This is a genomic window from Microbacterium sp. LMX7-1.2, from assembly GCF_040675935.1.
Lineage (GTDB): Bacteria > Actinomycetota > Actinomycetes > Actinomycetales > Microbacteriaceae > Microbacterium.
This window is the reverse complement of sequence record NZ_JBEGIL010000001.1, coordinates 3668338-3680744: the sequence shown is the minus strand read 5'-3', so window position 1 is coordinate 3680744 and position 12407 is coordinate 3668338. Positions and strand designations below refer to the sequence as shown.

Genomic DNA, 12407 nt, shown 5'->3' with positions numbered 1-12407 from the left:
CGATCCGCGCCGAGTAGGGTTATGGCGTGGCTGTACTTCCGATTCGCATCATGGGCGACCCCGTCCTGCACTCCCCCGCCTCCCCTGTCGAAGAGATCACGGACGAGATCCGCGCGCTCGTGGCGGACATGTTCGAGACCATGGACGCCGCCCCCGGCGTGGGCCTCGCGGCACCTCAGGTCGGGGTTCCTCTGCGGATCTACACCTACGCCTACGTCGACGAGGACGATCAGCCGTGGCGAGGCGTGCTCATCAACCCCGAGCTCTGGATGGTGCCCCTGGAGCCCGGCGCTCCGGATGACGATCTCGAGTCCGAGGGATGTCTCTCGTTCCCGGGAGAGCGCTTCGCGCTGCGTCGCTCGGAGCGCGTGCGAGTGACCGCCACCGACCTCGACGGGAACGCGGTCGAGATCGCCGTGGACGGCTGGCGTGCGCGGATCATGCAGCACGAGTTCGACCACCTCGACGGCATCCTCTACATCGATCGGCTGTCCGATGGCGACTGGAAGACGGTGCAGAAGATCGCGAGGAAGCGCGGGTGGGGACGCCCCGGCGCGAGCTGGATGCCGGGCGTCGACGACCTCGAAGGCTGATTCGTCTCGCCGACGACCGCACGCGGTTCCCAGCGGGAGCACAGTGTCTTCGGAGTTGCATCACAGACTCGGACCCGGCTAGCGTGCTCCGGGGGGATATATCGGTATCCCACACCAAAGACGTTTCTGGGAGGGAAATCATGATGAAGCTGCGCACGCGACGCGCACTGGCGCTCACCGGCACTGCGGTGGCGTTCTCGGTCGCTCTGACCGGCTGTAGCGCACTGAACGGCATCCTCGGCGGGGGTTCCGGCGACGCCGACCGCGACGAGGACACCGGACAGGTCACCGAGAGCGCAAACATCGACATCTTCTCGCTGAAGGTCGGCGACTGCACCATGGACAGCCCCACCGGGCTGCTCGAGGACATCGACGTCGTGCCGTGCTCCGAGCCGCACGACCAGGAGGTCTACTACGAGATCACGATGCCCGACGGCGAGTTCTCGGAGACTGACATCGACACGGCCTCGCAGGAGTGCATCGGCGACGCGTACACGAGCTTCGTCGGCGTCGGCTACCAGGACTCCGCTCTCGACGTGACCACCATCACGCCGACCAAGGACACCTGGGACCAGTACAACGACCGCGTCATCCAGTGCATCATCTTCGACTCGGCCGGTCAGACCACGGGTTCGCTCGCGGGCACCGCGCGCTGATCTCGACGCCGCATACGACGAGGGCCACGCCGACCGGCGTGGCCCTCGTCGTATGCGGCGGCCTCGCGCAATCAGACCCCAGGAAAAGGGAAAACCCCTGACTCTCCAGGAGAATCAGGGGTATTGGCTCCCCGGCTTGGACTCGAACCAAGAACCTGCCGGTTAACAGCCGGCTGCTCTGCCAATTGAGCTACCGAGGAATGTGCTCCGCTGCGCGGGCAACTCGTCAATCCTAGCAAACTCCGGGCCGTGCTCGTGACACGGGCCGCACATCGGGCGTGTCGACCTCACCGCCCTCAATGCTGCGAATCCGCCTCCGCGTTGGGCGCCCACAGAAGGTCCTTGCCGACTCCGCGGGCCACGACATGACCGCCGCGGAGCATCAGGGTCTCGGCGTTCAGCTCGCGGATGAAGTCGGCGTCGTTCGTGACCAGGAGAGCGCCCATCCCCTGCTCCTTGCGTCGACGGGTGATCGCGTCGAACACGACCGGACGCACCTCGAGGTCGAGGTTCGCGAGGATCTCGTCGGCGATAAGCACGCGCGGCTCCAGGATGAACGACCGCGCGATCGAGACCCTCTGCCGCATGCCCGCGCTGAGCTCGTAGGGGAACTTCGCAGCCGTCCCGAGCGGCAGGTGCAGCTCGTCGAGCAGAGTCGCCACTCGGATGGACAGCGCCTTGGTGTTGACACGCTTCTCCCGGATGAGGATCGGCTCGGCGATGACCTCGTTGACCGTCAGCTGCGGAGGAAGGTCCGCTCCCGCTCCCTGCGGCACGAATCCCGTGCGGTAGGTCAGCAGTCGGTGGCGGCGTCCTGGGCGGCGGATGTCGACGCCGCACACCTGAGCGCTGCCTCCGACGACGCGCACCGAGGGGTCCGTCGATCCCGCCAGGGCGGCGACGAGCGTGGACTTACCCGAGCCGGTGGGCCCCGCGACGCAGATCAGCTCCCCGGGCGGAAGGGCGAACGTGACACCGTCGATCGCGCGGGTCGGACCGCTGTGGCCTACCCGATCGATGACCAGGTCGGAGCAGTCGATCGCGTGGGGCGATTCGGGCCGAGAGAACATGAATCCATCCTGCCCTGCGGGTCGCGAGGGATGCCGTTACGACTCGGTGAAGCGCTGGCGTTCCACGTCGATGTCGCGCAGGCGCATCCGCAGAGCGCGCCCCCCGTCGGAGTCCGCCGGCACGCGCTGCACGGCCCCCAGGAGCTCCTGCTTCTCGTGCTCGAGCCCGCGCAGGATCAGTCGACGCGCGAGGTCGGTGGCCGAGACGACCGCACCCTCCTCGTCGCGCGCGGGGAACGGGGTCATGAGCAGCTCACCCGCCAGTGAACGATACGGCTCACGCACTGCATTGACCGCCTCGGTCACCCAGCCCGCCCTGGTGCGGTCGGGAGCCGCGGCGACGGCCTCGCGCACCGCGTCGAGACCCGGCGTGCGGAACGGCGCCCCGAGGGCCCGTGCGACCAGTGACTGGTCCAGGCGGTGGCCGTACTGCATGACGCCCATCAGCGCATCCCGCTCCACGCCGACATCGGGATTGCGGGGAAGGCTCGCAAGCGTCACGGGCGCGAAGCCCGATCCGCCCTGGACCGACTCGATGGAGACGGGTTCGTGTCGGTTGCCCTCGGATCGGGCTGACGACGATCCGCTCCGTGCCGCACGCTCGACCTCACCATGCACCTCGGTGGGGTCCATACCGAGACGACGGGCGAGCACGCGCTCGTACCCCGGGCGCAGCAGACGGTCCCTGATCTCGGCCACGATCGGCGCCGCGGCGCGCAGGGCACCGACCCGCCCCTCCACCGTGGAGAGGTCGAACCCGCCGAGCTTGCGATCGATCGCGAACTCGAACATGGGCTGCTTGGAGTCCATGAGGGAGCGGACCGCGGCATCGCCGCGCTGCAGGCGCAGGTCGCACGGGTCGAGGCCGTCGGGCGCCACGGCCACGAAGGTCTGGGCGTTGAAGCGATCGTCCTCGGTGAAGGCGCGGAGCGCAGCCTTCTGCCCGGCCTCATCGCCGTCGAACGTGAACACAACCTCGCCGGAGCCGCTGTCGTCGCCCATCACCCGCCGCAGCACCTTGATGTGGTCGGTGCCGAAGGCCGTGCCGCACGTCGCGATCGCGGTCGTGAGGCCCGCGAGGTGGCAGGCCATGACGTCGGTGTAGCCCTCCACGACGACGACGCGGCGGGGATCCCCGCGCGAGATGTCGCGCTTGGCGAGGTCGAGTCCGTAGAGGACCTGGGCCTTCTTGTAGATCGGCGTCTCGGGGGTGTTGAGGTACTTGGGGCCCTGGTCGTCGTCGAAGAGCTTGCGGGCGCCGAAGCCGATGGTCTGACCGGAGACGTCGCGGATGGGCCACACCAGGCGTCCGCGGAACCGGTCGTACACGCCGCGCTGGCCCTGCGACACGAGCCCCGCGGTCAGGAGCTCCTCGCGAGTGAAGCCCTGGGCGCTGAGCGCCTTGAGCATCCCGTCCCAGCCGCGCGGCGCGAAGCCCACGCCGAAGTGCGCGGCCGCCCCGGCGTCGAAACCCCGCTCGCCGAGGAAGCGACGCCCCGCCTCGGCATCCGGGGTCAGCAGCTGCCCCCGGAAGAACTCGGCGGCCGCGGTGTTCGCGGCGTAGAGGCGGCTGCGCCCGCTGGTCTCGGGCGCGGCCCCGCCGTCCTCATAGTGCAGGGTGTAGCCGATGCGGCCGGCGAGGCGCTCGACGGCCTCCGTGAAGCTCACGTGGTCCATCTCCCGCAGGAACGAGTAGACGTCTCCTGACTCGCCGCAGCCGAAGCAGTGGTAGTACCCGACCTGCGGTCGCACGTGGAAGCTCGGGCTCTTCTCGTCGTGGAAGGGACAGAGCCCTTTGAGCGAGCCGACACCGGCCGACTTGAGCGCGACGCGCTCCCCCACGATGTCGGCGATGTTGGTGCGGGCCTTCACCTCATCGACGTCGGCCTGACGGATGCGGGGCATCAGCGCGCGCCTTCGATGACCGCGGCCGGAGGCGTGTGCACGCGAGCGCCGGGGCGTGCGTGACGCGGCGTCCAGATGCCCACCTCGGCCGGGTCGATCTCTCCCACGAGTCGGTTGTGCCAGTCGATCGCGCTCTGGTCGGTGAGGCTCGCGATCTGGTCGACGACCACGCGCGCACGCTCGGCATCAGACGTCGCGGCGCGGAAGTCGGCCGAGAACGCCGGTTCGAGCACGTCGGCGCCGGCCGACCACAGCGCGTCCGTCGACCACAGGGCGTCGGCGAGACGGGTGAGCACGCGACGCTGCTCCTTGTAGACGCCCTTGCGCGCCTCGATCGTCACGATCGCCTGGCCCATGATGCCCTTGAGCACCGCGATCTCGGCCTCGACCACGCGCGGCACCACGACGTGCGCGTTGTAGCGCACGAGCACGGGGCCGGCGTAGGCGTCGCGGGTCGCGGAGACCGCGGCGCGGGCGAAGCGGCCGATCAGGTCGCTCGTCAGGTTCTTGAGGTTCGCGAGGTCGCGGCGGGAGCGGTCGAACGAGGTGAGCCACATGGGCTGCGACGACAGGCGGTACAGGGCGTCGGCGAGCTCATCGCGTGTGAAGTCGTAGCCGACCCACTGCTGGATGCGGTCGATCAGCGCCTCGTGCGCGCGGGGGTCGGAGAGCTGTGCGACGTCGACGTAGCCGTTGACGATCGCGTCCTCGAAGTCGTGCACGGAGTAGCCGATGTCGTCGGACAGGTCCATGATCTCGGCCTCGATGCAGCGCAGGCGCTTGGTCGCCCCCTCACGCATCCAGCGGAACACCGCCTCGTCGTCGGGATAGACGCCGAACTTGAGACGACCTCCGGGATCGGGGACGGGGCTGTCGACGGTCCACGGGTACTTGCACGTCGCGTCGAGGCTCGCGCGGGTGAGGTTGAGCCCCACGGAGTACCCGTCGTCGTCGATCGCCTTGGCCTCGAGCCGCGTGAGGATGCGCAGCGACTGCGCGTTGCCCTCGAAACCCCCGATGGGCTCTGCCCACTCGTTGAGCGCCCGCTCCCCGTTATGGCCGAACGGCGGGTGACCGAGGTCGTGACTCAGGCACGCGGTGTCTACGACGTCTGCGGAGACTCCGAGCGCGGTGGCGAGCTCGCGCCCCACCTGCGCGACCTCGAGTGAGTGCGTGAGCCGGTTGCGGGCGAAGTCGGCGGTGCTGGCGGGACTGAGCACCTGCGTCTTGGCGGCCAGCCGGCGCAGCGCCGCGGAGTGGAGGACGCGGGCGCGGTCGCGCGCGAAGTCGTCGCGCTCGGATCGATGTGTCTCCGCGAAGAAGCGCTCCGCGTCGCGCTGGCCGTAGCCGTCCGCCCGCGCAGACGCCCGAGCCTCAGCCACCACTGTTCTCGATCTCCGCACCTCGCATCATCTCGGATGCCGACGCCGCGAGCTCCCGCGACTCCAACCACTTGTCGGGCAGAGCGGGACGCTTGGGTCGCCCGGACCGGCCGCGCTGGCCTTCGGCATCCGCACCCGGGTAGGGAACCGAGTGATCGAGCCGCCGGAGCAGGTCGTCGATCTCCTGGAGGCTGGATGCCGTCGCGAGCCCGGTGCGGATATCGCCACCGACCGGGTAGCCCTTGAAGTACCAGGCGACGTGCTTGCGGACGTCGCGGCATCCGCGGTCCTCGTCCTCGAAGAACTCGACGAGCAGCTCCGCGTGGCGCTTGAACGCGTCGGCGACGAACCCGAGCGTCGCGTCGACGGTCTTGCCCTCGCCGCCGAACGCGTTCGCGAGCTCACCGAACAGCCAGGGACGCCCGAGGCAGCCTCGGCCGACGACCACACCGTCGCAGTCTGTCTGCGCCATCATCCGCACGGCGTCGTCGGCCGACCAGATGTCGCCGTTGCCGAGCACGGGGATGCTGGTGACGGCCTGCTTGAGCTCGCCGATCGCGTTCCAGTCGGCGAAGCCCGAGTAGAACTCGCTCGCGGTGCGGGCGTGCAGTGCGACGGCCGCGGCTCCGGCATCCTCCGCCGCGCGGCCGGCATCGAGGAACGTCAGGTGGTCGGGGTCGATGCCCTTGCGCATCTTGACCGTGAGCGGGATGTCGCCCGCCGCTTTGACGGCCTGCGTCACGATGTCCGCGAACAGCGAGGACTTCCACGGCAGAGCCGCGCCTCCGCCCTTGCGGGTGACCTTGGGCACGGGGCAGCCGAAGTTCAGGTCGATGTGGTCGGCGTGGTCCTCGGCGACGATGATGCGCACGGCATCCGCGATCGTCTTGGGGTCGACGCCGTACAGCTGGATCGAGCGCGGGGTCTCGGACTCGTGATGGCGGATGAGCCGCATGGTGGTCTCGTTGCGTTCGACGAGCGCGCGCGACGTGATCATCTCGCTCACGTAGAGGCCGGCGCCGTACTCGCGGCACAGCCGACGGAACGCCGTGTTCGTGATCCCTGCCATGGGCGCGAGGACGACGGGCACGTCGAGCGCGATCGGGCCGATGCGGAGGGTGGGAACGGGGGCGGTTGCGACAGTCATGACGTGTCCATTCTCCCAGACACGGAGCCTGTGGCGGCGCATCGACCTAAGCTGTGAACATGACCGATCCCGCAGTGCGTTCCATCCCCTTCCTCGACGCCGACGGCAACGAGAAGACGCTCGACGATCTGGGCGATGTGGTGCTCGTCGTGAACGTCGCCTCGAAATGCGGACTCACCCCGCAGTACGAGCAGCTCGAGGAGCTGCAGCGCCTGTACGGCGACCGCGGATTCAGCGTCGTGGGGTTCCCGTGCAACCAGTTCTTCGGTCAGGAGCCCGGGTCGATGGAGCAGATCCTCGACTTCTGCTCCACGACGTACGGCGTGACCTTCCCGATCAACGACAAGGTCAAGGTCAACGGCCGGAACGCCGCCGACCTCTACAAGGCGCTGAAGCAGACCGAGGATGCCGCGGGCAAGGCCGGTCGCGTCGAGTGGAACTTCGAGAAGTTCCTCGTGCTGCCCGACGGCGACGTCATCCGCTTCCGCCCCAAGCAGAAGCCGGACGACCCCGCCATCGTCGGCGCGATCGAGTCCGCGCTGACCCGCTAGAAGTCGCGGCGACCGCCCGGTTCACCTGGGCGTCACCCGCGCATCCCGCCTCTCAGGCGGCGATCGAGTGCCGCGTTCACCTGTCGGTCGGTTCACGGCCATGCATCCTCCGTAGTCTCGCCGCGGCGACAGCCGCTCGACGACAAGGAGACCGACCATGCCCGACACCATGCCGATCAGCCGACGGACCGTCCTGACCGCAGGCGCGCTCGGTGCGCTCAGCACCGCTCTCCCGCTCGGCGCTGCGGCGGCGAACGCTTCTGCGAGCCCCGACGCCTCGTCGTCTGCGCGGCCGACGAAGCCGGGCAAGGTCGGACGGCTGCAGTTCCGCACCGACGGAACCTTCAAGGTCGTGCAGTTCAACGACACGCAGGACGACGAGCTCACCGACCGTCGCACGGTGGAACTCATCGAGAAGGTGCTCGATCAGGAGACGCCGGACTTCGTGGTCATCAACGGCGACGTCATCACCGGGGGCTGCGAGACCCGGCTCGCCGTCAAGCAGGCGATCAACAACGTCGTCTGGCCGATGGAGTCCCGTCAGATCCCGTGGGCCGTCACCTTCGGGAACCACGACGAGGACTCCCTGCCTCAGTCGGGGGTCGACGAGGCGGGGATGCTGGCGATCTACCGCTCGTACGACTACAACATGAACGCCGAGAACACCCGCGGTGTGACCGGCACCAGCAACACGATCGCGACGATCGCCTCCTCCGCGAAGAAGAACAGGGAGGCCTTCGCCCTGTGGCTGATGGACTCCGGCCGCTACGCCCCCGAGGCACTGAACGGCCAGGACTTCGCCGGCTACCCCACCTGGGACTGGGTGCGCATGGATCAGGTCGCCTGGTACCGCCAGCAGTCGCAGGAGCTCGAGAAGCGGCGCGGAGCGAAGGTACCTGGCCTCATGTTCCTGCATATCGCCCTGTGGGAGCACCGGTTCATGTGGTGGGGCGGCGTCGACACTCGCACCGAGGCCGACGCCGCGCGCGGTCGCGCCCGCCACGGGATCGTCGGCGAACGGAATGAGGACGAGTGCCCGGGTCCGTTCAACTCGGGGATGTTCAATGCGATCCTCGAGCGCGGCGACGTGAAGGGCGTCTTCGTCGGACACGATCACGTCAACGACTATGTCGGCGATTACTACGGAGTGAAGCTCGGCTATGCGCCCGGCACGGGGTTCGGCGCGTATGGCCTCGACGGCGCCGAGCGCAACCGCATGCGCGGCGGTCGAGTGTTCGAGCTCACCGAGACGGGCGACGCAGTGTCGATCGCGACGCGGGTCGTGTACGCCCGCGATCTCGGGATCGACCTCACCGCGGACGACCAGCCGATGGAGCCGCTTCCGCTGGCTCCGAAGCAGGAGAGGATCTGACGCTCGGACATGCAGAGGGGCGTCGGGAGCTGAAGTCCCGACGCCCCTCTGCATGAAAAATTCTCAGGCCGAGGCGGTCTCCGGCTCGGCCTCGGGAGCGCCGCGCTTGGCCCACAGGTCGCGCAGGACGTTCTCGAAGGCGGCGGGCGGCTGGGCGCCGCTGATGCCGTACTGGCCGTCGATCACGAAGAACGGGACACCCTGGATGCCGTAGGCCTGAGCCTGCGCCTGATCCTGACGGACGTCCTGCAGGTGACGGGAGGACTCGAGGGCCTCGCGGGCCGCATCGGCATCCAGACCCACCTCGACGGCGAGCTCCACGAGGTCGTCGACCCGACCGACGTGCTTGCCCTCGGTGAAGTAGGCGGACATCAGCCGCTCCTCCATCTCATGCTGCAGGTCGTTCGCCTTCGCGAAGTGCAGGAGCTCGTGCGCCTTGACCGTGTTCGTGTGCTGCAGCAGGTCGAAACGGTACTGCAGGCCGGCATTCTCGGCCACGCCCGTGACGTGCGACAGCATCTGCTCGACCTGCTCGCGCGGCATGCCCTTGTGTCCGGCGAGGAAGTCGACCTCGTCGCCGTCGAAGTCGACGGGGGTGTCGGGCGAGAGCTCGAACGAGTGGAAGGTGATGTTCACCTGAGGGGCGTCATCGTCGTCGGCGACGGCTTCCAGCCCCTTCTCGAGGTTGCGCTTGCCGATGTAGCACCAGGGGCAGGCAATGTCGGACCAGATGTCGATGGAGATGGCGTCAGTCACACTGTCATCCAACCGCATCTCCGACCGGCCTATTCCGGTCGGTAGGATTCTCGGATGCTCTCCGCCGACGATCCACTCCCCCGCGTGCCCGAGCGCGTGCTCGTCGCGGGCGTGACCGGCTCCGGCAAGACGACGCTCTCGCGTCGCATCGCCGCGCTGTGGGGTCTCCGCCACACCGAGATCGACGGACTGTTCCACGGGGAGGGCTGGACACCGCGGCCGACGTTCATCGACGACGTGCGCGCGTTCGCCGCCGAGGACCGCTGGGTCACCGAGTGGCAGTACACGAGCAAGGGCACCGACCTGATCCTCACGCCCCGGGCGCACCTGGTGATCTGGCTCGACTACCCGTACCGGGTGGTGCGCTCGCGCCTGCTGCGGCGGACGCTGAGCCGCAGCATCCTGCGCACGAGGATGTGGAACGGCAACGTCGAGAAGCCGATCTGGAGGATGTTCCGCGGTGACCCCGAGGAGAACATCCTCGCCTGGCAGACGAAGACGCTCCACAAATGGACCGAGCGGATGCCGGAGGCCGAGGCCGAGTTCCCGCACCTGACGATCGTGCGCCTGCGCCATCCCCGCGAGACCGAGCGGTGGCTGCGGGCTCAGGCCGGGGCGTCGGGTGTGTCGATCGCGCCGCCGAACCGCCGGTCGCGAGACAGGTAGATCCCGATCGCCCGCCACAGCTCCTCGCGTGAGAAGTCCGGCCACAGGGTGTCGAGGAACACCATCTCCGCGTAGGCCGACTCCCAGAGCAGGAAGTTCGAGGTGCGCTGCTCCCCGGAGCTGCGCAGGAACAGGTCGACATCGGGCATGTCCGGCACGTAGAGGTGGCGGCGGATCATCTTCTCGGTGATCGCGTTCGGCCTGACCCGTCCCGCGGCCACGTCGGCAGCGATCGAGCGCACCGCGTCGACGATCTCGACCCGCCCGCCGTAGTTCACGCACATCGTGAGCGTCAGCCCGGTGTTCTTCTTCGTCAGCTCCTCGGCGCGCTGCAGCTCGGTGATCACGCTGCCCCACAGGCGCGGCTTCCGGCCGGCCCAGCGGATGCGCACGTTCCACTCGTTGAGCTGATCGCGGCGGCGGTGCAGCACGTCGCGGTTGTAGCCCATGAGGAAGCGGACCTCCTCGGGCGACCGCGCCCAGTTCTCGGTCGAGAACGCGTAGACCGACAGATGCTTCACCCCGGCCTGGATGGCGCCCGCGACGACGTCGAGCAGCACCTCCTCGCCCGCCTTGTGCCCCTCGATGCGGGTGAGCCCCCGGCGGTTCGCCCACCGGCCGTTGCCGTCCATGACGATCGCGACGTGCTCGGGCACGGCGGGGAAGGTCGGCGGGTACACGCCCGTCCAGTCGAGCGGTCGGTAGGCCACGGCATCCTTGTGCGTGTAGGGCTTGGGACTCACCGTGCTCCTTCTCGAGGGTCGTCTTTCACATGCGCGAGCGAGCGGATGCCGCGCTCCAGGTGCCACTGGACGTAGGCGGCGATGAGGCCCGAGGCCGCGGAGGTCTCGGCGACGGATGCGGAGTCGATCACGTCCCACTCCCCCGCCATGAGCGAGCGGAGGAGTTCGAGCGTGCGGTCGGCGATGCGCGGGCTGCCGGCCGGGGCGTCGTTGCGACACACCAGGCCGCCGAGCTGAGCGACGAAAGTCGTGTGCGGCCCCGGAGCTCCGCAGCGGGCGCAGTCGCCGAGCGACGGCGCCCAGCCCGAGAGCGCCATGACGCGCAGGAGGTAGGAGTCGAGGATGCTGCGCGGCGCGTGCTCCCCGCGGGACAGCGCTCGCAGGCCGCCGACCAGGAGAAGGTACTGCTCGGGCGTGGCCTCGGAATCGCTGAGCCGATCGGCCGTCTCGACCATCGCACTCGCCGAGGTGAAGCGGTCGTAGTGCGAGGCGATATCGGCGCCGTACGCCCCGAGCGACTCGGCCTGCTGGACGATGTCGAGCGAGCGACCCTGATACAGCTGCACGTCCGCGACCATGAACGGCTCGAGCCGCGAGCCGAACTTCGACGAGGTCCGTCGCACGCCCTTCGCGACCGCGCGCACCTTGCCGTGACGCCGCGACAGCATCGTGACGATGCGATCGGCCTCACCCAGCTTGTGGGTGCGCAGGATCACCGCTTCGTCTCGATACGTGGGCACCCCTCGATTATCCTCCGTGCGCGACAATGGACGGGTGACCGAACCGCTCTTCATCATTCCGTTCTGGGCGGATCTCCTCGGCGTGGGACTCGGCGGGGTCCAGGGCGCTCTGTTCGCCTCGGGATTCCAGGGACAGCGCCGCCTCGACTGGCTGGGCGTCGCGATCATCGGGATCATGATCGGGATGGGTGGCGGTCTCATCCGCGACATCCTGCTCGGCCAGACCCCGGCGACGCTGCAGAACCAGTGGTATCTCGTCACCGCGACGGGCGCCGCCCTGTTCGGGATGCTGCTCGCCGGGCTCTTCACGCGGCTCAACAAGGTCATCGTCGGGCTCGACGCGATCGTGATCGGAATGTTCGGCGCCTTCGGCACGAGCAAGGCCCTCGCGCTCGGCATTCCCGAGGTGCCGGCCGTGTTCATCGGCGTGTGCGCCGCTGTCGGCGGCAGCGTCCTGCGCGACATGCTCATGGGCCTGCCGACCGCCATCATGCACGTGGGGTCGCTGTATGCGGTGGCCGCGGGCGGGGGCTCGGCCTTCATCGTGATCGCGCACGCCCTCGGGATGTCGATCCCGCTCGCCGCCGTGATCGGGATCGCCGTGACGGCCGTGATCCGGGTGCTCGCCGTGAGCTTCGACGTGTCGCTCCCCGAGCAGCGCCGTCTCTACCGCCGCAAGGTCGCCGCCGAGACCGGCGTCATCCCGATCGTCAAGCCCGGCCTCGACTGAGGAGCAGCGCCAACCGCGCCTCGCCCCAGCGCTCGGCATCGCACTCGTCGATGCCCGCCGCCCCCGTCGACGCCCCTGTTGCGCTACGAGGCCCCT

At 68.8% G+C, this 12407-nt stretch carries 13 protein-coding genes and 1 tRNA gene; 6 read left to right on the top strand and 8 right to left on the bottom strand.

Features of this window, described 5'->3' with window-relative positions; all coding sequences use genetic code 11:
* Positions 1 to 26 precede the first annotated feature (26 nt).
* On the top strand, positions 27 to 593 hold the full coding sequence (gene def, locus MRBLMX7_RS18065; RefSeq protein ID WP_363370599.1) for a peptide deformylase: 567 nt from the start codon (positions 27 to 29) through the stop codon (positions 591 to 593).
* A 140-nt stretch (positions 594 to 733) separates the two neighbouring features.
* Positions 734 to 1249 (top strand): hypothetical protein, encoded by a 516-nt coding sequence (locus tag MRBLMX7_RS18060; protein ID WP_363370597.1) that lies wholly within the window; start codon positions 734 to 736, stop codon positions 1247 to 1249.
* A 124-nt stretch (positions 1250 to 1373) separates the two neighbouring features.
* Here MRBLMX7_RS18060 and MRBLMX7_RS18055 read toward each other — a convergent pair.
* From MRBLMX7_RS18055 to dusB, 5 genes are all read right to left on the bottom strand, one after another.
* Positions 1374 to 1449: transfer RNA gene (locus tag MRBLMX7_RS18055), tRNA-Asn, on the bottom strand.
* Positions 1450 to 1545: 96 nt separating this feature from the next.
* Positions 1546 to 2319, bottom strand: a complete 774-nt coding sequence (locus MRBLMX7_RS18050) for an ATP-binding cassette domain-containing protein (RefSeq protein WP_363370595.1) — start codon at positions 2317 to 2319, stop codon at positions 1546 to 1548.
* 36 nt (positions 2320 to 2355) lie between these two features.
* The gene (gene dnaG, locus MRBLMX7_RS18045) at positions 2356 to 4224 is read right to left on the bottom strand and encodes a DNA primase (protein WP_363370593.1); all 1869 of its coding nucleotides are present in this window, start codon (positions 4222 to 4224) and stop codon (positions 2356 to 2358) included.
* A complete protein-coding gene (locus MRBLMX7_RS18040) occupies positions 4224 to 5609 on the bottom strand; it encodes a deoxyguanosinetriphosphate triphosphohydrolase (protein ID WP_363370591.1) in 1386 nt (461 codons plus the stop codon). The genes dnaG and MRBLMX7_RS18040 overlap by 1 nt, the downstream gene beginning before the upstream one ends.
* Positions 5599 to 6753 carry a tRNA dihydrouridine synthase DusB gene (gene dusB, locus MRBLMX7_RS18035; RefSeq protein ID WP_363370589.1) on the bottom strand — a complete coding sequence of 385 codons (1155 nt, stop codon included), beginning with the start codon at positions 6751 to 6753 and terminating at the stop codon, positions 5599 to 5601. The genes MRBLMX7_RS18040 and dusB overlap by 11 nt, the downstream gene beginning before the upstream one ends.
* Positions 6754 to 6812: 59 nt before the next feature.
* On the opposite strand from dusB, the gene MRBLMX7_RS18030 reads away from it, so the two are divergent.
* Together MRBLMX7_RS18030 and MRBLMX7_RS18025 are read left to right on the top strand one after the other, a co-directional pair.
* Entirely contained in the window at positions 6813 to 7304 is a 492-nt protein-coding gene (locus MRBLMX7_RS18030; protein ID WP_363370587.1) for a glutathione peroxidase, read from the top strand.
* 157 nt (positions 7305 to 7461) lie between these two features.
* Positions 7462 to 8676, top strand: coding sequence for a metallophosphoesterase family protein (locus MRBLMX7_RS18025; RefSeq protein WP_363370585.1), 1215 nt, complete (start codon positions 7462 to 7464; stop codon positions 8674 to 8676).
* Positions 8677 to 8739: 63 nt separating this feature from the next.
* Here the strand turns inward: MRBLMX7_RS18025 and MRBLMX7_RS18020 are convergent, their stop codons facing one another.
* Positions 8740 to 9432, bottom strand: coding sequence for a DsbA family oxidoreductase (locus MRBLMX7_RS18020; protein WP_363370583.1), 693 nt, complete (start codon positions 9430 to 9432; stop codon positions 8740 to 8742).
* Positions 9433 to 9486: 54 nt separating this feature from the next.
* On the opposite strand from MRBLMX7_RS18020, the gene MRBLMX7_RS18015 reads away from it, so the two are divergent.
* Positions 9487 to 10098 (top strand): AAA family ATPase, encoded by a 612-nt coding sequence (locus MRBLMX7_RS18015; protein ID WP_363370581.1) that lies wholly within the window; start codon positions 9487 to 9489, stop codon positions 10096 to 10098.
* Here the strand turns inward: MRBLMX7_RS18015 and MRBLMX7_RS18010 are convergent.
* Both MRBLMX7_RS18010 and recO read right to left on the bottom strand, forming a co-directional pair.
* Positions 10038 to 10841: an isoprenyl transferase gene (locus MRBLMX7_RS18010; protein WP_363370579.1), complete on the bottom strand. Its 804-nt coding sequence runs from the start codon at positions 10839 to 10841 to the stop codon at positions 10038 to 10040. The two genes, MRBLMX7_RS18015 and MRBLMX7_RS18010, sit on opposite strands and share 61 nt — an antisense overlap.
* On the bottom strand, positions 10838 to 11581 hold the full coding sequence (recO, locus tag MRBLMX7_RS18005) for a DNA repair protein RecO (RefSeq protein WP_050720722.1): 744 nt from the start codon (positions 11579 to 11581) through the stop codon (positions 10838 to 10840). The genes MRBLMX7_RS18010 and recO overlap by 4 nt, the downstream gene beginning before the upstream one ends.
* 34 nt (positions 11582 to 11615) lie before the next feature.
* Here recO and MRBLMX7_RS18000 point away from each other — a divergent pair, with 34 nt between their 5' ends.
* Positions 11616 to 12311, top strand: a complete 696-nt coding sequence (locus MRBLMX7_RS18000) for a trimeric intracellular cation channel family protein (protein ID WP_363370577.1) — start codon at positions 11616 to 11618, stop codon at positions 12309 to 12311.
* The last annotated feature ends 96 nt before the right edge of the window (positions 12312 to 12407 follow it).

Bases quoted from the DNA above. Each gene is read 5' to 3' on its own strand.
- MRBLMX7_RS18060 (WP_363370597.1), top strand. From the start codon at position 734: ATGATGAAGCTGCGCACGCGACGCGCACTGGCGCTCACCGGCACTGCG.
- MRBLMX7_RS18050 (WP_363370595.1), bottom strand. From the start codon at position 2,319: ATGTTCTCTCGGCCCGAATCGCCCCACGCGATCGACTGCTCCGACCTG.
- dnaG (WP_363370593.1), bottom strand. From the start codon at position 4,224: ATGCCCCGCATCCGTCAGGCCGACGTCGATGAGGTGAAGGCCCGCACC.
- dusB (WP_363370589.1), bottom strand. From the start codon at position 6,753: ATGACTGTCGCAACCGCCCCCGTTCCCACCCTCCGCATCGGCCCGATC.
- MRBLMX7_RS18030 (WP_363370587.1), top strand. From the start codon at position 6,813: ATGACCGATCCCGCAGTGCGTTCCATCCCCTTCCTCGACGCCGACGGC.
- MRBLMX7_RS18025 (WP_363370585.1), top strand. From the start codon at position 7,462: ATGCCCGACACCATGCCGATCAGCCGACGGACCGTCCTGACCGCAGGC.
- MRBLMX7_RS18015 (WP_363370581.1), top strand. From the start codon at position 9,487: ATGCTCTCCGCCGACGATCCACTCCCCCGCGTGCCCGAGCGCGTGCTC.